A 23,522-nucleotide genomic window follows, 5' to 3' on the forward strand; every position below is an offset into this window, starting at 1 on the left:
GCTGGCGGCCGTACCTCTAGTCGACCGGAAACTCGCTGGTGTCGATGATGAGGTCGAAGGGAGCCGGAAGCTTGATGGCCTCGCCGAACTTGGCAGTGCTCAGTGGGCGGTAAACGTCGCTCTTCGGATCTCCGTAAAGCGTCGCGGTAGGGCCGTCAGGGGCCCAACGGTCGACGAGCAGGTAGAACGGGATGCCGGCGGTGGCGTAGGCGGCGGGCTTGCTGACACGGTCGTGGCGCGCGTTGGCCTTGGACGTGACCTCGACTACGAGTTCGGCGAGAGCCGCCGGAATATGGGTCTCCGTCTCCGCGCACTGCGGCACCGGAGCCACTACAAGGTCCGGGATGAGCATGCCCAGCCGCGACGGCACGGCGATGGCCAATGTCTGGAAGACCCCCCAGTCGTCGGGGATGACTGAGTAGAGGCGACGCTGGATGCGTTCTGCGATGACGTTGTGGCGGGACGCAGGAGCAGGTGACACGGTGATGATCCCCTCGATGATCTCCACCTTGCTGCCCTCAGGCCATTCCATCTCCTCCCAGAACCGGACGAGCTCGTCCCAGCTCTGCTCGGGGTCGTGGCTGACGGTGAGTGCGCTCATGGCGGTCTCCTATCGGTGCGTCACCGATCCCAGCATGCCGAACGGGATCGGCGGCGGTCCACCGATCCCGTTCACCCGAAAGGGAAAACGCCTGGTCAGGCGATACGTTCCAGCACCACCGGCGACGCCGTGAAGTCTGCTCCGTCCGCCGCGATGTCGTACGCCCCCTGCACGGCCTGCAGCGCGTACTCGAAGCGCTCCGGCGTGTCCGTGTGCAGGGTCAGCAGGGGCTGGCCCTCCGTCACCGTGTCGCCCGGCTTGGCGTGCATCTCCACGCCCGCCGCCGCCTGCACCGGGTCCTCCTTGCGGGCCCGGCCCGCGCCGAGGCGCCAGGCGGCGACGCCGATGTCGTAGGCGTCGAGGCGGGTCAGGACACCCGACGACGGGGCCTTGATCACGTGCTGCTCCTTCGACGTCGGCAGTGGCGCGTCGGGGTCGCCGCCCTGGGCAGCGATCATGCGGCGCCAGACGTCCATCGCGGAGCCGTCGGCCAGGGCCTTCGCCGGGTCCGCGTCCTTCACGCCGGCCGCGTCGAGCATCTCGCGGGCGAGGGCGATCGTCAGCTCCACCACGTCCGCCGGGCCGCCGCCCGCCAGGACCTCCACCGACTCGCGGACCTCCAGCGCGTTGCCCGCGGTCAGGCCGAGCGGGGTCGACATGTCGGTCAGCAGCGCGATGGTCTTCACGCCGTGGTCCGTGCCGAGGCCCACCATCGTCCGCGCCAGTTCACGGGCGTCGTCCAGGGTCTTCATGAAGGCGCCGGAGCCGACCTTCACGTCCAGGACCAGCGAGCCCGTGCCCTCCGCGATCTTCTTCGACATGATGGAGGAGGCGATCAGGGGGATGGCCTCCACCGTGCCCGTCACGTCGCGCAGCGCGTAGAGCTTCTTGTCCGCGGGTGCCAGGCCGTCGCCCGCCGCACAGATCACGGCGCCGACACCGTCCAGGACGGACAGCATCTCCTCGTTCGACAGCAGCGCGCGCCAGCCCGGGATCGACTCCAGCTTGTCCAGCGTGCCGCCCGTGTGGCCGAGGCCCCGGCCCGACAGCTGCGGGACCGCCGCACCGCACGCGGCGACCAGCGGGGCCAGCGGCAGCGTGATCTTGTCACCGACGCCGCCCGTCGAGTGCTTGTCGGCCGTCGGGCGGGAGAGGGACGAGAAGTCCATGCGCTCTCCCGACGCGATCATCGCGGCCGTCCAGCGGGCGATCTCGCGGCGGTTCATGCCGTTGAGCAGGATGGCCATCGCGAGCGCGGACATCTGCTCGTCGGCGACCTCGCCCCGCGTGTACGCGTCGATGACCCAGTCGATCTGCTCGTCGCTCAGCTCACCGCGGTCCCGCTTGGTGCGGATGACGGAGATGGCGTCCATGGCCATGGGTTCCTTCCGGAGGTTCGAAGGACCGGAGGTCCGAAGGTGTACGGCCCCCCTGAGCCGAAGAGATCAACTCAGAGGGGCCGCACGGGAGTTACTTGGTGAGATGGTCCGGGCCGAAGGCCTGCGGCAGCATCTCCGACAGCGGCAGGACCCCTGCCGGAGAGTCCACCAGCAGATCCGGGCCGCCGAACTCGTACAGCAGCTGGCGGCAGCGACCGCACGGGACGAGCAGCTCGCCCTCGCCGTTCACGCAGGTGAAGTGCGTGAGCCGGCCGCCCCCGGTGTTCTGCAACTGCGAGACCAGCCCGCACTCGGCGCACAGGCTCAGGCCGTAGGAGGCGTTCTCGACGTTGCAGCCGGTGACGGTCCGCCCGTCCTCGACGAGGGCCGCCACGCCGACCCGGTAGCCGGAGTAGGGGGCGTAGGCGCGGGACATCGCCGCGCGCGCCTCCTGTCTGAGGGCCGCCCAGTCGAACGTCGCGGGCTCGGTCACTTGCCCTGTCCCTTCCGGTACGGCAGACCGTCCGCCTTCGGCATCCGCAGGCTCTGCGCGGACAGCGAGAGCACCAGCAGGGTGACGATGTACGGGGTGGCGGTCACGAGCTGCGCCGGGACCTCGTTCGTGGTGGCGTACCACACGAACATCAGGGCCGCGGCCACGGCCGTGACCAGCGCGGGAACGTACCTCTTCTTCCACACGAGGTAGGCCGCGCCGAACACCACGAGGATGGCGAGCAGCAGGATCAGCGCGTGCACGTTGGTGGTGCCGCCGCGCAGGTTGAGGCTGTCGGTGTAGCCGAACAGGCCCGCGCCGAGCGCGAGTCCGCCCGGCATCCAGTTACCGAAGATCATCGCGGCGAGACCGATGTAACCGCGGCCGGCGGTCTGACCGTCGAGGTACACGTTCGAGGCGACGATCGACAGGAACGCGCCGCCGAGACCCGCGAAGGCACCGGAGATGATCACCGCGATGTACTTGTACTTGTACACGTTCACGCCCAACGACTCCGCCGCCACCGGGTTCTCACCGCAAGAGCGCAGACGCAGACCGAACGCCGTGCGCCACAGCACCCACCAGGTGACCGGGACCAGGGCCACCGCGATCACGGTGAGCGGCGAGAGGTCGGTGACGAGGCCGCCGATCAGGCCCGCGATGTCCGACACCAGGAACCAGTGCTTGCCGTTCAGGGTGTCGAGCCAGTGGGACAGGCCCGGGATGTCGAAGGTGCCCAGCGAGTCGATCGGCGGGGACTGCTTGGAGGAGCCCTGCGGGGCGTTCTCGAAGGTGAACTTCGACAGGTAGCGGGTGGTGCCGAGGGCCAGGATGTTGATCGCCACACCGGAGACGATGTGGTTCACGTTGAAGGTGATGGTGGCGATGGCGTGCAGGATCGCACCCAGGGCCCCGCCCACGATGCCGAAGACGACACCGGTCCACGGACCCCACTGGTAGCCGGCCCAGGCGCCGAACCAGGTGCCGAGGATCATCATGCCCTCGAGACCGATGTTGACGACGCCGGAGCGCTCCGCCCACAGGCCGCCGAGACCGGCGAGGCCGATCGGCACGGCCAGGCGCAGCGCGGTGGACATCTGGCCGGTCGAGGTGATGCCGTCCGCGCCGGTGATCAGACGGACGGCCGAGGTCAGGACCAGGACGCCCGCGATGATCAGCAGGAGTGCGGGGAGCGAGATACGGCGGCTGCCCTTGCCGGGCTGCTGCGCCTTCGGCTTGGCGACGGTCGCGGTGGTCATCGGGCAGCCACCTCCTTCTGGTGCGAGTTGTTGTTGCCGGCCGCCTCCGCGGCCAGCTCCGCGCCGACCCGCTTCTGCTGGCGGCGCAGACCCCACTGGCGTACGGCCTCGTAGGAGATGACGACCGCGAAGACGATCAGGCCCTGCATGATCGTGGCGATCTCCTTCTCGTACGCGACCGGGGTCGCGTAGTCGAGGGCCGGGGACGCCTTGTCGAGGAAGGCGATCAGGAGCGCGGCGAAGGCGATGCCGACCGGGTTGTTGCGGCCGAGCAGGGCGATGGTGATGCCGGTGAAGCCGAGGCCGGTCGGGAAGCTCAGGCTGTAGGTGTGGGCGTCGCCGAGCAGCAGCGGCAGGCCCGACAGGCCCGCCACGCCGCCGGAGATCAGCATCGCGGTGAGGACCATCCTCTTGGCGTCGACGCCGGAGGCCGCCGCGGCGGTCTCCGAGGCGCCGGTGGCGCGCAGGTCGAAGCCGAAGCGGGTGCGGTTGAGGACGAGCCAGTACAGGACGCCCGCGAGGACGGCGAGGAAGACCAGGCCGTAGATCTCACCGACGTCGGCGCCCAGGTTGATGCCCGGGAACCAGCCCGACTTCTTCATGATGCCGGTCGTCATGTTGTTGCCGACCTGCACACCCCAGACGTCGGACAGGGTGAGGTAGCCGATGAGGCTGGTGGCGATCGCGTTGAGCATGATCGTCGCGACGACCTCGCTCACGCCCCGGGTGGTCTTCAGCACGCCCGCGATACCGGCCCAGAAGGCGCCGGTGAGCATGGCGACCAGCATCAGCACCGGGATCTGCAGGAAGGACGGCAGCGCGATGTGGGCGCCGACGACGGCGGTCATCATCGCGGCGAGCCGGTACTGGCCGTCGACGCCGATGTTGAACAGGTTCATCCGGAAGCCGACGGCCACGGCGAGCGCGGCCAGGTAGTACATCGACGCCTGGTTGATGATCAGCACCTGGACGTCGGAGTACCCGATCTGCTGGAGCATCAGCGCGTACGGCTCGAACGGGTTCTTGCCGGAGGCGACCAGCACGACCGAGGTCAGCAGGATCGCCGAGACGAGCGCGATGACCGGGCCGGCCACCGCGAGGAGCACCCGCTCCTTGTCGAACTTCTTCATCGGGCCTCGTCCTCCGGACCGGCGTCTGCCTCGTCTGTGTCGGTCGCTACGTGTTCCAGGTGTCCGGACGCGGCACCCGTCATGGCCGAGCCCAGCTCCTCCGGAGTGATGGTGGCGGGGTCGGCGTCGGCGACGAGCCGGCCGTTGTAGATCACCCGAAGGGTGTCCGAGAGGCCGATCAGCTCGTCCAGGTCGGCGGAGATCAGCAGCACGGCCAGGCCCTCGCGGCGGGCCTCGCGGATCTGGTCCCAGATCTGCGCCTGCGCGCCGACGTCCACACCACGGGTGGGGTGGGCGGCGATCAGGAACTTCGGCTTGTGGCTCATCTCCCGGCCGACGATCAGCTTCTGCTGGTTGCCGCCGGACAGGGAGGCGGCGGTGACGTCGATGCCGGGCGTGCGGACGTCGTACTCCTCGACGATCCGCCGCGTGTCCTCCTGTGCGCTCTTGAGGTCGAGCCAGAAGCCCTTGGCGTTGGGGCGCTCGGTGACATGGCCGAGGATGCGGTTCTCCCACAGCGGGGCCTCGAGCAGGAGGCCGTGGCGGTGGCGGTCCTCGGGGATGTAGCCGACGCCCCGCTCGCGGCGCTTGCGGGTGGCCCAGGCGGTGATGTCCTCGCCGAGGAAGGCGATGGAGCCGGAGTCGGCGTGCTTAAGGCCGATCAGCGCGTCGATGAGCTCCGTCTGGCCGTTGCCCTCGACGCCGGCGATGCCCATGACCTCGCCCGCGTGGATGGTGAAGGTGACGTCGTCGAGGACGCGCTTCACGTCGCCGCCCCCGGCGAACTCGGTGAGCCCGCCGGCCGAGGGCTCGGCCTCCACGCCGAGGGAGGCGCCGCCGCTGGCGTAGACGGTGAGGTTCCTGACCTCGATGACCGGCTTGTCCGTGACCGTGGACTCGGCGGTCTCCGGGGTGGGCAGCTCACTGCCGACCATCATCTCCGCGAGCTGGCGGGGGGTGGTCTTGGAGGGTACGGCGGTGCCGACCGTCGTACCCCGCCTTATGACGGTGATGTCGTCGGCGACCGAGAGGACCTCGCCCAGCTTGTGGGAGATGAAGATGACGGACAGGCCCTCGGACTTCAGTTCGCGCAGGTTGTCGAAGAGCGCGTCGACCTCCTGCGGGACCAGCACGGCGGTCGGCTCGTCGAGGATCAGGGTGCGGGCACCGCGGTAGAGGACCTTGAGGATCTCCACGCGCTGGCGGTCGGCGACGCCGAGCTCCTCGACCAGGACGTCGGGGCGTACGTTCAGCCCGTACCGGTCGGAGATCTCCTTGATCTTCTTACGGGCGCCGCCGCCGATGCCGTACAGCTTCTCGCTGCCGAGGACCACGTTCTCCACGACCGTGAGGTTGTCGGCGAGCATGAAGTGCTGGTGGACCATGCCGATGCCGCGGGCGATGGCGTCGGCGGGGCTGGAGAAGCTCACCTGCTCGCCGTCGACGGTGATGGTGCCCTCGTCCGGCTTCTGCATGCCGTAGAGGATCTTCATCAGGGTCGACTTGCCGGCGCCGTTCTCGCCGACCAGGGCGTGCACGGTGCCCTTGCGGACCGTGAGGTGGATGTCGTGGTTGGCGACGACACCCGGGAATCGCTTGGTGATCCCCGCCAGCTCGACCGCGGTCGTCGACTGTGCGGTGAGCGGAGGGCTGCTGGACGCGTCGATGGCGCACTCTCCTTGGAAAAGGGGCCGCTCTACGCGCATAGCGCCCCTGCCTTAAATTTGCCCGGACCTGATCGCGGTCGATCCGTTCCGAGCATTCTGCCGCGCGAACGGGGTGCGGTTCGGCGATCCTTCCCGCACCCCGTTCCCAGGCCGTAACGCTGTCATGACAGCGCTATTCCGGCCATGCCTTCGACAGGCCTATGACCACCTGGTCAGGAGGTCTTGACCTTGATCGAGCCGTCCTTGATGCCCTGCTCGGCCTTCTTCAGCGCGGCCTGCAGGTCGGCGTTGTCCTTGAACACCGGGTTGGAGTCGGCGAGGCCGACACCGCCGTTGGCCAGGGAGCCGCGGATCTCGCCGGACAGCGGCTTGTTGTCCTTGATGACCGACTTGGCGAGGTCGTACACCGCGCCGGAGACGTTCTTCAGGGCCGAGGTGAGAATGTACTGCTTGTACGCGGCCAGCGCGCTCTGGTTGTACTGGTCGGAGTCGACACCGATGGCCCACACCTTGTGCGTGGCGGCGGCCTTGATGACGCCCTGACCGGACAGGCCGGCCGCGTGGTAGATGACGTCGGCACCGGCGTCGATCTGGCCGTTCGCGGCGTTCTCGCCCTTGTCGGGGCTGGAGAAGCCGCCCTCCTGAGCGGTCTGGGTCAGGTACTGCGTCTCGACCTTGATGTTCGGGTTGACCGACTTGGCACCCTGGATGTAACCGGCCTCGAACTTGTGGATGAGCGGGACGTCCACGCCGCCGATGAAGCCGATGTGGTTCTTCTTGGTGGTCTTGGCGGCGGCGACACCGGCGAGGTAGGAGGACTCCTCCTCGTGGAAGACCAGGTCGGCGACGTTCTTCGCCTGGATCGTGTTGTCGTCGATGATGCCGAAGGTGATCTTCGGGTACTTGGCGGCGGCCTCCTTGACGGCCGGCGCGTAGGCGAAGCCGACACCGATCACGGGGTTGTAACCGGCCTTGGCCAGCGTCTCCAGACGCTGCACCTTGTCGGCGTCGGACTCGTTGTCCTGCGGCTCGACGTCACGGCCGCCGACACCGAAGTCCTTCTCGGCTTTCTGGAAACCGGCGTAGGCGGCGTCGTTGAAGGACTGGTCGCCCTTGCCGCCGACGTCGTAGGCGAGGCCGATGCCCTTGCTCTTGCCGCTGCCGGCGGACTCGGTGGACGAACTGCCACAGGCGGACACGGTGAGAGCGAGGGCTGCGGTGGCAGCACCCGCGACGGCGATTCGGGACACCCGGCGCATGGAACGAGACTCCTTCGTGCAAGCGCCCATACCAGGCGCTGGTTCCGCGGCAGCGTAACGCGCGTAGACCGGACGGAAAACCCCTTCTGTCCGGTCCGTTATCGAGATGTGGCCACCGTCTCTTCGACGGGTTACGGAGAGCGTCGGGGCACTTGCGGGAGGCGAGGGAATGCGGTGTGAGAGGTGTCGACGGGGACTGTGAAGCCAGGGGGAGGAGTGGTGACTCTGGAAGCGATTGGACGAAGGGGGTGGCTGAGTTCTGCGGGACGGCCGGGCGGGTGCTCGGAGGAGCCTGCCCGGAGGCTGCGCGGACGACCGCCGCCTTCGGCGCTCCGCTCTGTCCGTGGCCCATGGTCATCGGCACCGGGTTGCCACCGGCGCGTCTTTCATGCCGGTGCCGCGCGGACGCTGTCCGGCGCAGCCACCGGCGGGGGCACAACGCACGAAACCCATCCCGCGCACGGGATGGGTTTCGTATCGGAGCGCCGGGCAGGCCTTGCACCTGCATCTCCCCGCAGGAAGCGGGGCGTCTTTCCTTGGACCACCAACGCGTGACCAGGCACCGGGAGTTCCGGCGACCAGCTCAAGATCAAGTGTATCAGGGCCCGTCCCACCCGGCCTCTCGAACGGGACGGGCGCCCCCGGCCCGCTCTTCCGGCCGAGGGCGCCCGGTCGTCGGCCGGGCCGACGGTGTCACTGCGTCTTGACGACGACCTTGCCGTCGATGATGTCCTGCTTGGCCTTGTTCACGGCCGCCACGACGTCCTTCATCGCCTGGTACTTCGGGTTGGAGTCCGCGAAGCCCACGCCGCCCGACTTGAGGTCACCGCGGACCTCGCCGGTCAGGGGCTTGCCGTCGACCACGGACTTGGTCAGGTCGTAGACCGCGCCGCCGACGTTCTTGAGAGCCGAGCCGAGGATCCAGTCCTTGTACTTGGCCAGCGCACTCTGCTCGTACTGGTCGGAGTCGACACCGATGGCCCACACCTTGTGATCGGCCGCGGCCTGGATCACGCCCTGGCCGGACAGGCCCGCAGCGTGGTAGATCACGTCGGCACCCGCCTCGATCTGGCCGTTCGCCGCGTCCTTGCCCTTGTCGGGGCTGGAGAAGCCGCCCTCCTGGGCCGTCTGGGTCAGGTACTGCGACTCGATCTTGATGTTGGGGTTGACCGACTTGGCGCCCTGGTCGAAACCCGCCTCGAACTTGTGGATGAGCGGGATGTCCACGCCGCCGATGAAGCCGATGTGGTTCTTCTTGGTCGCCTTCGCCGCCGCGACGCCTGCCAGGTAGGAGGACTGCTCCTCGTGGAAGACCAGGTCGGCGACGTTGCTCGCCTTGACCGTGTCGTCGTCGATGATGCCGAAGGTGATCTTCGGGTACTTGGCCGCGACCTCCTTGACAGCCGGCGCGTAGACGAAGCCGACACCGATGATCGGGTTGTAGCCGGCCTTCGCGAGCTGCTCCAGGCGCTGCACCTTGTCCGCGCTGGACTCGCCGTCCTGCGGCTCGATGTCCCGGCCGCTGATCTTGAAGTCCTTCTCGGCCTTCTGGAAACCGGCGTACGCCGCGTCGTTGAAGGACTGGTCGCCCTTGCCGCCGATGTCGTAGGCCAGGCCGATGCCCTTGCCGGTGTAGCCGGAGGAGCTCTTGCCGGAGTCGCTGTTCGCCTCCGTGCTGGACTTGCCGCAGCCGGCGGCCGCGAGGGCGACGACCGCGACGGTCACCGCAGCTTGGGAGAACCTCGTTCTCCGAGAGACCCGAGAGATCAGACGCACAGCAAGCACCCCTTCATCCCCACGGCACCGTCACCGGTCCGCATGCCCAAAGCGCCGCCACCGCAGCGATTTCGGCGCACAGTAACGCGCGTAGAAGGGGAGGGGAACGGGGTTTCTCGCGGCCGTTATCGATTCGTGCCGCCGCCGGGTTACAGCCGAGCGACGGCGGTTACGGGCGGGTGACGCAAGGGGGCGAAGGCACGCCAAACGGGTCGCCCACCGCCGGCACCGGTCGCCCACCGCCGGCACCGGTCGCCCGCCGCCCGGACTCGGGGGTTTCAACGTCCTGCCCCGGCCGCGAGGGCGACGACCGCGCGGCCGCGACGGCCACCGGCCGTCGGCCGCCTGGCTCTCGCTTTCAGCCTCCGGCCATCGGCCATCGGCCACCAGCCGCCAGGGCTCCCGGCTCCCGGCTCCCGGCTCCCGGCTCCCGGCTCCCGGCTCCCGGCCCAGCCTGCGGCCACTGATCGTCGGCCGTCCGGCCGTCCGGCCGCCCGGCTCCGGCCCTGGCCCCCTGGCCCGGGCCGTCGCCACGGGCCACGAGCCGCCGGCCCCGGCCCCGGCCCGCCTACCGCCTACCGCTCCTGCGCGTCCAGCAGTGCCGCCGCCGTGAACAGTTCCACGCCCACCGTGATGGCGTACTCGTCCGCGTCGAAGTCCCCCTGGTGCAGGTCCCGCACCACACGGTCCCCGGGGCGACGGACGCCGAGTCGGGCCATGGCGCCGGGCACCTTCTCCAGGTACCAGGAGAAGTCCTCGCCGCCGAGGCTCTGCTCGGTGTCCTCCACCGAGTGGGCACCGCGCCGCGCGGTCATCGCGTCGCGCAGGAGTTCGGTGGCACCGGCCTCGTTGACGACCGGCGGTACCCCGCGGACGTAGTTGATCTCGGGCTTGGCCTTGTACTGGTTGGCGATCTCGTCGACCGCCGCGTGCACCAGGTCCGGCGCCTGCCGCCAGGCATCGAGGTCCAGGCAGCGTACGGTCCCGGAGATCTCGGCGTGCTGCGGGATCACATTGCAGGCGTGCCCGGACTCGATGCGGCCCCAGGTGACCGAGAGCCCGCTGCGGGCGTCCACGCGGCGTGCGACCATCCCCGGCACCTCGGCGGCGACACGCGCGGCGGCGAGCACGAGGTCCGTGGTGAGGTGGGGGCGCGCGGTGTGACCGCCCGGTCCGTCGAGCGCGACCTCGAGCCGGTCGCACGCGGAGGTGATGGGGCCGTGCCGCAGCCCGATGCGCCCGGCGTCGACCTTGGGGTCGCAGTGCACGGCGAGGATCCGCCCGACCCCCTCCAGGACACCGGACTCGATGGCGTCGGCGGCCCCGCCCGGCAGGACCTCCTCGGCGGCTTGGAAGAGCAGCCGCACCGGCCTCGGCAGCCGCCCCTCGCGGTGCAGCTCGGCGAGGACGAGCCCGGCGCCGAGGACGACCGAGGTGTGCACGTCGTGGCCACAGGCGTGGGCGCGGTCCGGCACGGTGGAGCGGTAGGCGCAGTCGGTCTTGGTGTCCGGGATGGGGAGCGCGTCGATGTCCGCGCGGAGCGCGAGCATCGGGCGTACGCCGTCCGGGTCGCCGATGTCACACACGAGTCCGGTCCCGGTGTCGAGCACGCGCGGCGTGAGACCCGCCTGCTCCAGGCGGGCCTTGATCGCGGCGGTCGTACGGAACTCCTGGTGGCCGAGTTCCGGGTGCATGTGCAGGTCGCGACGGAAGGCGACGAGTTCGGCGTGCAGCGCCTCGGACAGCGCGCCTGGAAGCACCGCTTCCCCGGGGTGATCGGCCTCGGACTCTAGGGACATCAATTGGTTCACCCTTTGAAGGGTAAGGCGATCGGGCGGCCGGCCTCCCTGCGATCAACAAAACTTCAGCCCGTCAGGGGAAGAAAATCTGGCCGCACGCCGCATGGTCGGCAGTGGGGATGGGTAAACTCGCCCGGCTTTCCGGGCGACGGGATCGCCCCGGGGGCGGGAACGGGGCCGTGGAGGTGACCGCGGCGGCGTCCCGGCGCCGTGGGAGGCGCCCGGTGATCCCAGCACGGGACCGCTTCTGTGTACGAGGGTCCCGTCACGTGAACGCCCGAAGGGCTCCGAGCGATTCCCGTACACCACGGATACCACGTCACGCCGCCTTCCCGTCGCGGAAGCGTCACCTCCTCTACGACTCCCCAACCCGTGCGCGGCCTCACATGGCGAAGTGGTGAAGGGTGAAAGCAGCCCCTTCCCGTTCGCCCGCGCGGGTGGGGTGGCCCGCGTGAACGCCGAGGAGCCCGACTTCATACGGGCCACCCTGGTGTCGTACGACGCCCGCGCGCGGAGAAGGCCCTGCGCGAGGCTGCGGTCCGGCCGGCGGGTCTATCCCGCCGCGACGTCCTGCCCGGCGGCCGCCACGTCCGGTCCCCCCGTCACCGACGACACCCGGTCCACGCCCCGAGCCGTGTCCGTCACCCCGGACAGGAAGCCCTGTGCCCGGGGCGAGGCGTGGTCGGTCAGCCAGGCCGGGTCGATGTCGCACACCGCGACGCGGACCTCCGTGCCGACCAGGGCCAGCGGCAGGGTGTGGACGACCGTGGAGGGGAAGCTGAGGACCGTACGGCCGACGGGGCCGCGGCGGGCGATCAGTTCCAGGGGCAGGTCGGGGCGGACCACCTCCAGGCCCGTCTCCACCGCCAGCTTGTGGAGTTTCTCGGGGCTTTCCCGGCGGTGGGCGAAATAGCGGGTCGCCCCGTGCGCCGTGGCGAGCGTCCGCACCGCCTCCAGATAGCGCTCGCCGTCCACCACGCCCGACTCGACGAGGGAGGTGCCGACCAGGTCCGCGCCCTTGGTCAGGCGTGGCGGGCCGAAGCGGGCCCGCGTCCAGACGAAGTCGTTCGACGTGATCGTGACCCCGGCCGGGGCCTCCTCGATCGGCATCGAGGAGAAGACCTCCACCGTGCGCCGGGTGCCCGGGGTCAGCCTGCGGCGCGCGGAGGACGACACCGGGGCGAACAGCAGGTCCCGGGGGCTCCGGCGGCCGCCCTTGCGGTGCCAGCGCACCAGGCGTTCACCGCGGGCGAGCTGGGCGACGAACTCCATGGTCGCGGTGCCGTCGTCCACCACCACCAGCTCCCGGGCCCCGGTGATGGCCAGCAGCAACTGGACGTAGCGGGAGAACGGGTCCCCCATCACCACGCGGCGCGCCCGGCGCAGCAGCGGGGCGAGGCCGCCGATGGTGTGAAAGGGGGCCAGGGCACCGCCCCGCGCCTCCTCCCAGCGGACCTCGTACCCCTCGTCACGGGCCAGTTCCGCCATGCGGCGCAGCTGGCCCCGGGTCATCGGGTCGGTGGGCGCCAGCACCACGAGGATGAGCCCCTCCGGCGCCGTGCCTTCCGCCGCGCCACCGTCCTGCGGCACCGTGCCTTCCGCCGCCACGCCCGCGCCGTCCGCCGCCGTACTGTGCGGCCCCCCGCCGTCCGCCGCCGTACCGTGCGGCCCCCCGCCGTTCCCCGTCGTACGCCCCGCCCCGGCCCCCGGCCCCCTGCGCCGGAACCCCCAGCTGCCGCCGGCGCCCCTGCGCGGGGATCGCCGCCGGGCGCCCGGGCGCGATGCCCCCCGCGCTGCGCAGGGCGTGCGCGTGCGCCCACTCCAGTACGTTCAGGAGCTGTACCGGGCTCTCGACGAAGGCGAGCGTGCAGTGGGGGTGGCCGGCGGATCCGGCGCGGGGGCTCATCGGCTCAGGACCGTCCCGTTAAGGCGCTCAGACCGCCACCGGCTCCCCGGCGGCCGCGGCGATCTCCGCCTCGGCGACGACTCCGTTGACGCGGCGCAGCTTCTTCATCGGGCCGAGCTCGGAGTCGTAGACCTTCTTCACGCCGTCGCCGAGGGATGCCTCGATGACGCGGATGTCGCGTACGAGGCGGGTGAGGCCCTGCGGCTCGACGGAGGCGGCCTGGTCGGAGCCCCACATGGCGCGGTCCAGGGTGATGTGGCGCTCGACGAACACCGCGCCGAGGGCGACCGCGGCGAGCGTGGTCTGCAGGCCGGTCTCGTGGCCGGAGTAGCCGATCGGGACGTTCGGGTACTCCTTCTCGAGCGTGTTGATCACGCGGAGGTTGAGCTCCTCGGCCTTCGCCGGGTAGGTCGAGGTGGCGTGGCACATGAGGATGTTGTCGCTGCCGAGCACCTCCACCGCGTGGCGGATCTGCCTCGGGGTCGACATGCCCGTGGACAGGATGACGGTGCGGCCGGTCGCGCGCAGGTCGCGCAGCAGCTCGTCGTCGGTGAGGGACGCGGAGGCGACCTTGTGGGCGGGGAGGTCGAACTTCTCCAGGAAGGCGACCGCCTCGGTGTCCCACGGGGACGCGAACCAGTCGATGCCCTTCTCCTTGCAGTACTCGTCGATCCGGCGGTACTCGTCCTCGCCGAACTCCACGCGGTGGCGGTAGTCGATGTAGGTCATCCGGCCCCAGGGGGTGTCGCGCTCGATGTCCCACTGGTCGCGCGGGGTGCAGATCTCGGGGGTGCGCTTCTGGAACTTCACGGCGTCGCAGCCGGCCTCGGCGGCCACGTCGATCAGCTTGAAGGCGTTCTCCAGCTCACCGTTGTGGTTGATGCCGATCTCGCCGCAGATGTAGACGGGCCTGCCCGGGCCGACCTCGCGGGAACCGAACGTACGCAGACGGGAGTTGGTGCTCATCAGGGGTGTCCTTACTTGGGGAGGGAATCGAGAGAGGGGCCGAGGATCCAGCTGGCGATCTCTCGGATCGCGCCGTCGCCGCCGGGGACGGTGGTGACCGCGCGTGCGGCGCCGCGCACGACGTCGTGGGCGCTCGCGACCGCCACGGGCCAGCCGACGAGGCCGAAGCACGGGAGGTCGTTGACGTCGTTGCCGACGTAGAGCACGCGCTCGGGCGCGATGCCCTGCTCCTCGCACCACTGCTTCAGCGCGAGGTCCTTGCGGTCGATGCCGTGCAGGACCGGGATCTGGAGCTTCCGGGCCCGTGCGGCGACGACCGGGTTCACTTCCGTGGAGAGGATCAGCATCTTCAGCCCGCTCTTGCGCAGGGCCGCGATGCCGAGTCCGTCCCCGCGGTGCACGGAGACGAACTCCTTTCCATCGGCGTCGATCAGCACCCGGTCGTCGGTCTGGGTGCCGTCGAAGTCCAGTACGACTGCCTCGACGTCGTCAGCGGTGGGCAGCGAACCGGGGAGGTCCGCGTCGAAGAGGGGCGCCAGAGCCCGCGCCCGCGCCAGGTCGTGCGGGTCGTCGATCTCCAGGACCCGCGCCGGGTCCGTCCGCACCAGTTCCGTGCGGCCGAAGAAGCGGTGCTGGTGCTTGCGGAAACCGGCCGCGTCCATCGCGTAGGCGGCGCCGGTCTCCAGCAGGTCCTGGGGGCGGTCCTGACGGCGCGGGCGGAAGGACTTGTCGTGGTTGACGCCGTAGCCGCCCCCGACGGCCGCGTCGGCCTCGGCCACGGCGCCGACGGCGACCTCGTCCGCCGCGTCCTCGTGGTCCCGCCAGATGAAGCCGTGGAACGGTGCCACGGTCACCGCCGTGTCGGCCCCGTTCTCGACGACCGCGCCGGCCACCCCGTCGATGTCCTCGCGGACGATGAACGGGCTGGTGCACTGCACGAGCAGGACGACGTCGACGGACGCGCCGTGCAGGGCCTCGTGGGCGTCCACGGCGTGCAGCACGGCGGCTTCCGAGGTCGCCGTGTCGCCGGCGATGGCGGCCGGCCGCAGCACGACCTCGGCGCCGGCCTGGCGCGCGGTCGCGGCGATGGCCTGGTCGTCGGTGGACACCACGACGTCCGTCACCAGGCGGGTCGCGAGGCACTCGCGCACCGCCCGCGCCACCAGCGGCACACCGCCGACGGGGGCGAGGTTCTTCGCGGGCACGCCCTTGGAGCCGCCGCGCGCGGGGATCACCGCGAGCACCCGGCGCGCCGAAGCGCCTCGGCCCGCTTGCGGGTTCGACATGGAGTCCACTCCTTGAAGAGAGGTCACAGCTCACCCATCCGCCGGATGACAGGCGCCACCCGCTGCACCCCGTGCCGGTACGCGCCCCGCGCCGCGCGGCGGACGATCTGGCGTACGGGTCCGGGCGCCTTGTCGGCGACGGGCGCGCCCGGCAGCGGGCTGCCGTCCGGGGCGAGGTGGTGGCGGGCGAGGACGCCGGGCAGATAGCCGGGCGCGGTGACGGGGGTGTAGTAGGGCTTGAGCGGCGGGAGTTCACCGGTGGTCAGCAGCTCGGCGACGCGCTCCCGGGCCTCGCCGAAGGCGGTGGCGTACGAACCTTCCCCGGAGGGGGTACTCCCGGCAGCGACGCCCTGCCGGGCCACCCACTCCGCGTCGGGTGTCGGCTCGTGTCCGGCGTCGAGCTGGTCCCAGGAGGCGAGGCAGCCCGAGCCCACGAAGTGGTGGTTGCCGAGCGCCTCCCGCACCCCGAGGTCGGTGAGGACGACGGTGGGGATACGGCGGTGGAGGGACTCCAGGGCGGCCGTCGAGCTGACCGTGACCAGCAGGTCGGTGCGATCGAGGACCTCGCCCATGTTCCCGTAGACCAGGCGCAGGTTGGCCGGCAGGTCGTGCCGCTGGGCCAGCTTCTGGTAGGGCAGTTCCTCGATGTGGGTGGTGTGCTCGCCCGGCTTGGAGCGCAGCTTGAGCAGCACCTCGCGCTCGGGGTGGCGGCGCGCGTGCCGGACGAGCCGGTCCAGCAGGTAGGAACGGTCCTTGCGGGTCTCCGGGACGGAGGGCTGTGCGGCGAAGACGACCGTGTAGGGGTCCTTCTTCTCGTAGGGTGCGCCGCCGAGGAAGGGCAGCGCGACCTCGGTCACCGACGAGGCGTCGGCGCCCACCCCCTCGTAGACGGCCCTGAAACGCTCCGCGTCCTGCCGGGAGTTGGCGAGGACCAGGTCCGCGCCGTGCCGCAGCAGCAGGCCGTCCGCGAGCTTCTCGTAGACGACGCCGACGTAGCCGGTGACCACCACGGGCCGCTCCGGGCGTCCCTGCCAGGCGTGGGCGAGTCCGTGCAGCATCGCCTGGACGCCGCCGCCGACGAGTGCGAGCACGAGGACGTCGTACGTCTCCTTCGTCATCTCGCGCAGGAATTCGACGGCGGTGACCTCGCGGAGGGAGTCCGCGCGGACGCCGATCTCCTTGAGCTGACGGACGGTGGGGGTGGCACGGCCCCGCAGGAGGAAACCGTCGAGCCGAATGTCCGAATCGGCTGTCTTATCGGATTTTTCCGTCGATTCGGTGGTCTCCGTGAATTCCGTCGATGAAATGCGGGCTGCGGTGAGCGCACCCCATTTCCACCGGGTGTCGGAATCGGCTAGGACGGCGACCCGCAGGCGCCTCGCGGTACTTGCTGGCACATCGAAGACACTAGGAAGGGATTTCGAGGCGCAGCCGAAGCGGAATGCAACAAACGGTTAACAGCACGCCGCCGAACAGCGAAGCAGGCCGCGAAATTGCCGGGAAAGCGCTGGGTTCACTATTCCGCCACGCGTCGTTCACTCCCCATCAAACCGCCGGTCAAGACGAATGCCGGGCCGCCCCCTACCGTCAAAGGCGTGGTCAAGCTCTCCGTTATCGTGCCGTTCTACAACGTGCAGCAATACGCGTCCGACACCCTGAAGAGCCTGCGTGCGAACGCACGCGAGGACTTCGAATTCATTCTCGTCGACGATTGCTCGCGCGACGAGACACCGGACATCCTCGCGCGCGCGGAGCGCGAGCTGCCAGGCGCGGTGGTTGTCCGGCACGAGAAGAACGGGGGGCTGGCGACCGCGCGCAACACCGGGATCGACACGGCACGCGGCGAGTACCTCACGTTCCTCGACGGGGACGACTGGCTCGCCCCCGGCTACTTCGCCAGACTGGTCGCCGCCATCGAGGAGTTGGGCTGCGACTTCGTACGCACCGACCACGTCCAGTGCACCGGGCGGGCGCGTGCCGTCCACCGGGTGCCGCACGGCCGTCGCGGGGTGGTCATGAACCCGCGCGACGCCATCCTGCCCGCCGACCGCTCCACCTCCGTCGACTACGCGTACGCCTGGGCGGGTGCGTACCACCGCCGCCTCGTCGACCGCGGTCTACTGCACTTCACCGACGGCCTGCGCACCGCCGAGGACCGGCCCTGGATCTGGAAGCTGCACCGGGAGGCGGAGTCCTTCGCCGCGGTGAGCCTCATGGGCGTCTACTACCGGCGCGGTGTCGCCTCCTCGCTCACACAGATCGGGGACGTGCGGCAACTGGACTTCATCCGCGCGTTCGACCAGATCGTGGCGGAGACAGCCGGGGACCAGGATGCCGACAAGCTGCTCCCCAAGGCCGTGCGCACCTACTGCGCGATCATTTCCCACCATCTGGGATCCGTCGAAAGATTCGAGCCGCCGGTGGCACGGAAACTGAAGTCGATGAGTGCTGTCGCGCTGCGGCGCATGCCGCAGGACGTGCTCGACGACGCCCTGGACTCGATGGACATCGAGCGGGCCTCACGTCTGCGCCGGCTGCGCCGCCGCCCCGCCCCCGCGGGGGTGGCCGCATGAGGACGCAGATCTTCCTGGCGTCGACCCTGTACGGCGCGGCGACCCTGGCCGCGGCGCTGGACAGCGAGTGCTTCGCGCCCGCCGACCGGCGCATCCTGCTCGTGTCCAACAACGCGATGACGCCCGAGACCACACCCGGCCTGGACGAGATGCCCGGCTTCGAGCGGCTGCGCGGCCGCTTCGACGAGGTCATCTCCTGGAACGAGACCATCCACCCCTTCCACCCGGGCGGCTGGGCCCCCCGCCTGGACGACGTCCCGCTGTGGGAGCGGCACCTGCGGCTCCTGTGGAACCTGGGCGACGACGAGATCGAGCTGGCCGTGGAGTCCATCCAGGTCAACCCGGCGCTCGGCGTCTGCCAGATCTTCACCGGTGCGCCCGTCACCGTCTACGCGGACGGCCTGATGAGCTACGGCCCCACCCGCAACAAGATCGACCCGCTGGTCGGCACCCGCGTGGACCGGCTGCTGCACCTGGACCTGGTGCCGGGCCTGAAGCCGCTGCTGCTGACCGAGTTCGGCGTCGAGCCGGAGATCGTGCCGCCGGACGCGTTCTCCAAGGTGCTCGCGGAACTCGAGGAGACCGGCGACGCGTTGCCCGCCGTCGAGGCCCCCGCGCTGCTGCTCGGCCAGTACCTCTCGGCGCTCGACATACTCACCGCGGTGGAGGAGGAGAGCCTCCATGTGCGGATGCTGAAGGGCGCCGTCGCGCTCGGGCACACCCGGGTGGTGTTCAAGCCGCACCCCTCGGCGCCCGCCCGGTGGTCGCGCGCTCTGGAGCAGGAGGCGGAGAAGCTGGGCGCCGACCTGACGGTGCTCGACACCCCGGTCCTCGCCGAGGTGCTGTACCAGCGCATGCGTCCGGCGCTGGTCGTCGGCTGTTTCTCCACCGCGCTGCTCACCGCGTCCGCGTTCTACGGCCTCCCGGTCGCCCGTATCGGCACCGAGACCCTGCTGGAGCGTCTGGCTCCGTTCGAGAACAGCAACCGCGTCCCGGTGACCGTCGTGGACGCCCTGCTGCCGGAGCTGACGGAGCGTCAGGCGGTCGAGGACCAGCGCCGGGGCATGGAGGTCGAGGACCTGAACGCGCTCGTGCGGGCCGTGGGCTTCGCCATGCAGCCGAAGATCTACCCGGAGCTGCGGACGCACGCCGAGCGCTATCTCACCGAACACCTGGGTCCGCACACCTGGCGGTACTTCAAGCGGCGTCGCCTGACCTCGCTGGCGCTGCCCGGTGGGATCCCCGTCCAGCTGGCGTTCATCCCGCGCAACGCCACCGTCCGCAGGGTCGCCCGCCGGGCCCGGGCCCTCAGGCGCGGACGGGTCGCCCGGGGCTGAGGGGTCCGTGCACTGTGCCGGCCGGACAGCGCGGCCCGGCACCGCGCCTCGCCGCGTTGTCGGGTCGCCCGCGGGTCGCCGACCGGCACGGGTGCGCGCCCGGCACACCGCCGCGGCGGCGCGGGCGACCCTGCACGGCACGCGGGCGACCCTGCACGGCACCGTGCCGACCCCGTCCGGCCCTTCGCGCGGGGACGGACAGTTTCACGGCCGCGTTCTCGAAGCCCCGGCTCTCGGTCGGCCCACAGGAATTGGCCCGCTGTTCACCCCGCCGCCCGTTGGGACGACGCCTGCCGGGCAGATGCTGGGCAGTTCTCGCACCGTTTCCGTCCGCACAAGGGAGTGCCCCGTCCTCATGGTCGCCACAGCAGAAACGGCTCCACCGCCCCGTCGGCTCGATGACGTCCCCGGCTGGTTCCCCGTTCTCGACCAGACGCTCTTCAACTGGTTCCTCGACCGGCAGGAATCCGCCGGGATGCGCGGAGACCTGCTGGAGGTCGGGGTGTACATGGGCAAGAGTGCGATCTTCCTCGGCCGGCATCTGAGGGACGGCGAGGGGTTCACGGTGTGCGACCTCTTCGGGGGCGACGCACCGGACGACGCCAACAGGGCGGAGTCGACGAAGTCGTACAGCGCCCTGACCCGGCAGGCCTTCGAGGAGAACTACCTCTCCTTCCACGACGCGCTGCCCCGCGTCCTGCAGGGACCGAGTTCGATGGTGCCCGACGAGGTCCCGCCGCGTTCCTGCCGGTTCGTCCACATCGACGGCTCGCACCTGTACGAGCACGTCCACGGTGACATAGGAGCGGCCCACGACCTGCTGCTGCCGGGCGGAATCGTCGTCCTGGACGACTTCCGCTCGGAGCACACCCCCGGTGTCTCGGTGGCCGCGTGGGAAGCGGTGCTGAACAGGGGTCTGCGCCCGATCTGTCTGAGCACACAGAAGCTGTACGGGACCTGGGGCGATCCCGAGCCCGTCCAGGAGGAACTGCTGGCGATGGTGGAGGGGCGCGAGGACTGCCACCTCAGTGTCCAGCAGGCCGCCGGCCACCGCATCGTCCGCCTCAAGTCCAAGGGCATGCAGGCACCCCCGTTCCCTCCGTCCCGGCACGCCGACGCCCCGGAGCCCGCTGCGGCCGCGATCCCCGCGCAGCCGATCCGGCGGCCCGCCGACCCGCCGAAGCGTGCCGCGGTCCCGCGCAGCCGGACCCGTAAGCTCGCCGCGGACCTGCTCCCGCCGGTGGTCACGCGCGCGATCCGCAAGGCCCGCAACCGCTGAGCGGCGCGCCGGCGAGCGGGCGGCCGCGCGTTCACCCGGGCCGGGGCCGCCGCCCGGCCCGGTTCGCCCGGCCTCGGCCCTGTCGCGTGGCGATCTGCCCGCGCGCTGGTCGGACCGCACGAACTGGCGGTGCCGGGCTGGGGGCCTCTCGCCTCTCGCCTCTCGCCTCTCGCCTCTCGCCTCTCGCCTCTCGCCTCTCGCCTCTCGCCTCTCGCCTCTCGCCTCTCGCCTCTCGTTTGGATCATGCCGGGCTCGCGGGGCCCGATCCGAACGAGAGACCCTACGCGCTCGCCAGCGACAGCTTCACCGCGAACCCGAGGAACAGCAGGCCCACGGCCGAAGTGGCCCCCGCCGAGAGCCGCTTGCGCCGCCGGAAGGCCGCCGCGAGGCGCGTACCGCTGAATATCAGGGCGCTGAGGTAGAGGAAGCTGGCGAGCTGGGCGAAGGCGCCGAGGACGACGAAGGACAGCGCGGGGTAGGCGTATCCCGGGTCGACGAACTGCACGAAGAAGGCGATGAAGAACAGGATCGCCTTCGGGTTGAACAGGCTGATGACGAGGGCGCGGCGGTAGGGCCGCTCCTCGGCGGGGGCGGCGGGAGCGGCGGGAGCGGCGGCCGGCGTGTCCTCGACGGCCTTCTCCCGCCGCGAACGCCACATCCCGACGGCGGCGCGCAGCATTCCGACCGCCAGCCAGCTGAGGTATCCGGCGCCGGCGTACTTCACGACGCCGAACAGCACGGCGTTCGCCTGGAGCAGCGAGGCGACCCCGGCGGCCGACAGTGTCATCAGCACGGTGTCCCCACACCACACACCCGCCGCGGCGGTGTACCCGGCGCGCACCCCGCGCCGGGCGGCGACGGACAGCACGTACAGGGAGTTGGGCCCGGGCAGCAGGACGATGAGGACGAGCCCTGCCAGATAGGTGGGGAGATCGATGACGCCGAACATGGCAAGGAGTGTCGCACGGGGGTACGACACTCCACCCCGCCGGTACGACGGTCAGAAGACGTCCGACGGCACGTACGTCCCCCACACCTCCCGCAGCGCGTTGCACACCTCGCCCACCGTCGCGCGGGCCTTGAGGGCGTCCTTCATCGGGTACAGGACGTTGTCCGCACCCTCGGCCGCCTTCTTCAGCTCCTTCAGGGCCGCGTCCACCGCCGGCTGGTCGCGTTCCGCGCGGAGCTTGGCGAGGCGTTCGGCCTGCTGGGCCTCGATCGCGGGGTCGACGCGCAGCGGCTCGTAGGGCTCCTCCTCGTCGAGCTGGAAGCGGTTGACGCCGACCACGACCCGCTCGCCGGAGTCGGTCTCCTGTGCGATGCGGTAGGCGTTGCGCTCGATCTCGTTCTTCTGGAAGCCCCGTTCGATCGCCGCGACGGCGCCGCCGAGGTCCTCCACCTTGTCCATCAGCTCCAGCGCCGCCGCCTCGACCTCGTCCGTCATCTTCTCGATGACGTAGGAGCCCGCGAAGGGGTCGACGGTGGCCGTCACGTCCGTCTCGTAGGCCAGCACCTGCTGGGTGCGCAGTGCCAGACGCGCGCTCTTGTCGGTCGGCAGGGCGATCGCCTCGTCGAAGGAGTTGGTGTGCAGCGACTGGGTGCCGCCGAGCACGGCCGCCAGGCCCTGGACCGCGACCCGGACGAGGTTCACCTCGGGCTGCTGGGCCGTCAGCTGCACGCCCGCCGTCTGGGTATGGAAGCGCAGCATCATCGACTTCGGGTTCTTCGCGCCGAACTCGTCCTTCATCACCCGCGCCCAGATCCGCCGGGCCGCCCGGAACTTGGCGACCTCCTCCAGGATCGTCGTCCGGGCCACGAAGAAGAACGACAGGCGCGGCGCGAAGTCGTCCACGTCCATCCCGGCCGCGACCGCCGTGCGCACGTACTCGATGCCGTCGGCGAGCGTGAACGCGATCTCCTGCGCGGGAGACGCGCCCGCCTCCGCCATGTGGTAGCCGGAGATCGAGATCGTGTTCCACTTGGGGATCTCGGCCCTGCAGTACTTGAAGATGTCCGCGATCAGCCGCAGGGACGGCTTGGGCGGGAAGATGTACGTCCCGCGGGCGATGTACTCCTTCAGGACGTCGTTCTGGATCGTGCCCGTCAGCTGGTCGGCGGACACGCCCTGCTCCTCCGCCACCAGCTGGTACAGGAGCAGCAGCAGCGCGGCCGGGGCGTTGATGGTCATCGACGTGGACACCTTGTCCAGCGGGATCCCGCCGAACAGCACCCTCATGTCGTCGACCGAGTCGATCGCCACACCCACCTTGCCGACCTCGCCGTGCGCGATCGGGGCGTCGGAGTCGTGGCCCATCTGGGTGGGCAGGTCGAAGGCGACCGACAAGCCCATGGTGCCGTTCGCGATCAGCTGCTTGTACCGGGCGTTCGACTCGGTCGCCGTGCCGAAGCCCGCGTACTGGCGCATCGTCCAGGGACGGCCGGTGTACATCGTCGGGTACACGCCGCGCGTGAAGGGGTACGCCCCCGGCTCGCCCAGCTTCTGTGCCGGATCCCAGCCCTCGAGGGCGCCCGGCCCGTACACCGGCTCGATGGGCAGTCCGGACTCCGACTCGCGCGCCATGGTGTGTGCCTCCGCGTTGCTTCGTTGCTTCGTACTCGGCTTGGTGGCCTGGCTTCGTTACTCGCCAGTACAGACGACCCTCGCGACGGACTGTAGCGGCGGCCCTGCGCGCGGTGGAATCGCCGCACGCTGGGACCTTGCTCACAACCATGCCCCCTGGTTCGCCGTCGGTCACGCGCGGGGAACATCTGAGGAGATGCGACCGGACAGAGGCGTCCGGTGAGACGGCGG

Annotated in this window: 18 protein-coding genes; 3 read left to right on the forward strand and 15 right to left on the reverse strand. The window is 70.4% G+C overall.

Going from position 1 to position 23,522, the window contains the following annotated elements; translation table 11 throughout:
• Positions 1 to 16: 16 nt before the first annotated feature.
• The 13 genes from C3488_RS01240 to C3488_RS01305 all read right to left on the reverse strand — a co-directional run bounded on the left by C3488_RS01240 (position 17) and on the right by C3488_RS01305 (position 16,918).
• The gene (locus C3488_RS01240) at positions 17 to 601 is read right to left on the reverse strand and encodes a Uma2 family endonuclease (RefSeq protein WP_103837407.1); all 585 of its coding nucleotides are present in this window, start codon (positions 599 to 601) and stop codon (positions 17 to 19) included.
• A gap of 95 nt (positions 602 to 696) precedes the next feature.
• The gene (locus C3488_RS01245; RefSeq protein WP_103837408.1) at positions 697 to 1,980 is read right to left on the reverse strand and encodes a thymidine phosphorylase; all 1,284 of its coding nucleotides are present in this window, start codon (positions 1,978 to 1,980) and stop codon (positions 697 to 699) included.
• A gap of 91 nt (positions 1,981 to 2,071) precedes the next feature.
• A complete protein-coding gene (locus C3488_RS01250) occupies positions 2,072 to 2,473 on the reverse strand; it encodes a cytidine deaminase (RefSeq protein WP_103837409.1) in 402 nt (133 codons plus the stop codon).
• Positions 2,470 to 3,732: an ABC transporter permease gene (locus C3488_RS01255; RefSeq protein ID WP_103837410.1), complete on the reverse strand. Its 1,263-nt coding sequence runs from the start codon at positions 3,730 to 3,732 to the stop codon at positions 2,470 to 2,472. The genes C3488_RS01250 and C3488_RS01255 overlap by 4 nt, the downstream gene beginning before the upstream one ends.
• Entirely contained in the window at positions 3,729 to 4,862 is a 1,134-nt protein-coding gene (locus C3488_RS01260) for an ABC transporter permease (RefSeq protein WP_103837411.1), read from the reverse strand. The genes C3488_RS01255 and C3488_RS01260 overlap by 4 nt, the downstream gene beginning before the upstream one ends.
• A complete protein-coding gene (locus C3488_RS01265) occupies positions 4,859 to 6,568 on the reverse strand; it encodes an ABC transporter ATP-binding protein (protein WP_258053242.1) in 1,710 nt (569 codons plus the stop codon). The genes C3488_RS01260 and C3488_RS01265 overlap by 4 nt, the downstream gene beginning before the upstream one ends.
• Positions 6,569 to 6,741: 173 nt before the next feature.
• Complete coding sequence (locus tag C3488_RS01270; protein ID WP_103837412.1) at positions 6,742 to 7,788, reverse strand: BMP family protein; 1,047 nt, start codon at positions 7,786 to 7,788, stop codon at positions 6,742 to 6,744.
• A gap of 693 nt (positions 7,789 to 8,481) precedes the next feature.
• Complete coding sequence (locus C3488_RS01275; RefSeq protein ID WP_103837413.1) at positions 8,482 to 9,513, reverse strand: BMP family protein; 1,032 nt, start codon at positions 9,511 to 9,513, stop codon at positions 8,482 to 8,484.
• 626 nt (positions 9,514 to 10,139) lie between these two features.
• The gene (locus tag C3488_RS01285) at positions 10,140 to 11,363 is read right to left on the reverse strand and encodes an amidohydrolase (RefSeq protein ID WP_103837415.1); all 1,224 of its coding nucleotides are present in this window, start codon (positions 11,361 to 11,363) and stop codon (positions 10,140 to 10,142) included.
• Positions 11,364 to 11,915: 552 nt separating this feature from the next.
• Positions 11,916 to 12,971, reverse strand: a complete 1,056-nt coding sequence (locus C3488_RS01290; protein ID WP_374955387.1) for a hypothetical protein — start codon at positions 12,969 to 12,971, stop codon at positions 11,916 to 11,918.
• Between the two features lie 325 nt (positions 12,972 to 13,296).
• A complete protein-coding gene (locus tag C3488_RS01295; RefSeq protein WP_103837416.1) occupies positions 13,297 to 14,235 on the reverse strand; it encodes an N-acetylneuraminate synthase family protein in 939 nt (312 codons plus the stop codon).
• Positions 14,236 to 14,246: 11 nt separating this feature from the next.
• Positions 14,247 to 15,521 (reverse strand): acylneuraminate cytidylyltransferase, encoded by a 1,275-nt coding sequence (locus tag C3488_RS01300; protein ID WP_103837417.1) that lies wholly within the window; start codon positions 15,519 to 15,521, stop codon positions 14,247 to 14,249.
• A gap of 23 nt (positions 15,522 to 15,544) precedes the next feature.
• Positions 15,545 to 16,918, reverse strand: coding sequence for a DUF6716 putative glycosyltransferase (locus C3488_RS01305; RefSeq protein ID WP_103837418.1), 1,374 nt, complete (start codon positions 16,916 to 16,918; stop codon positions 15,545 to 15,547).
• Positions 16,919 to 17,116: 198 nt separating this feature from the next.
• Here C3488_RS01305 and C3488_RS01310 point away from each other — a divergent pair, with 198 nt between their 5' ends.
• The 3 genes from C3488_RS01310 (at position 17,117) to C3488_RS01320 (ending at position 20,710) form a co-directional block, all read left to right on the forward strand.
• Complete coding sequence (locus C3488_RS01310; protein ID WP_103837419.1) at positions 17,117 to 18,094, forward strand: glycosyltransferase family 2 protein; 978 nt, start codon at positions 17,117 to 17,119, stop codon at positions 18,092 to 18,094.
• A complete protein-coding gene (locus C3488_RS01315; protein ID WP_103837420.1) occupies positions 18,091 to 19,431 on the forward strand; it encodes an alpha-2,8-polysialyltransferase family protein in 1,341 nt (446 codons plus the stop codon). The genes C3488_RS01310 and C3488_RS01315 overlap by 4 nt, the downstream gene beginning before the upstream one ends.
• Positions 19,432 to 19,786: 355 nt before the next feature.
• Positions 19,787 to 20,710 carry a class I SAM-dependent methyltransferase gene (locus C3488_RS01320; protein WP_103837421.1) on the forward strand — a complete coding sequence of 308 codons (924 nt, stop codon included), beginning with the start codon at positions 19,787 to 19,789 and terminating at the stop codon, positions 20,708 to 20,710.
• A gap of 280 nt (positions 20,711 to 20,990) precedes the next feature.
• Here C3488_RS01320 and leuE read toward each other — a convergent pair whose 3' ends face one another.
• Together leuE and C3488_RS01330 are read right to left on the reverse strand one after the other, a co-directional pair.
• On the reverse strand, positions 20,991 to 21,659 hold the full coding sequence (gene leuE / locus C3488_RS01325; RefSeq protein ID WP_103837422.1) for a leucine efflux protein LeuE: 669 nt from the start codon (positions 21,657 to 21,659) through the stop codon (positions 20,991 to 20,993).
• Between the two features lie 51 nt (positions 21,660 to 21,710).
• Positions 21,711 to 23,291 (reverse strand): methylmalonyl-CoA mutase, encoded by a 1,581-nt coding sequence (locus tag C3488_RS01330; RefSeq protein ID WP_103837423.1) that lies wholly within the window; start codon positions 23,289 to 23,291, stop codon positions 21,711 to 21,713.
• Positions 23,292 to 23,522 lie beyond the last annotated feature (231 nt).

Source organism: Streptomyces sp. Ru72, assembly GCF_002920635.1.
Lineage (GTDB): Bacteria > Actinomycetota > Actinomycetes > Streptomycetales > Streptomycetaceae > Streptomyces.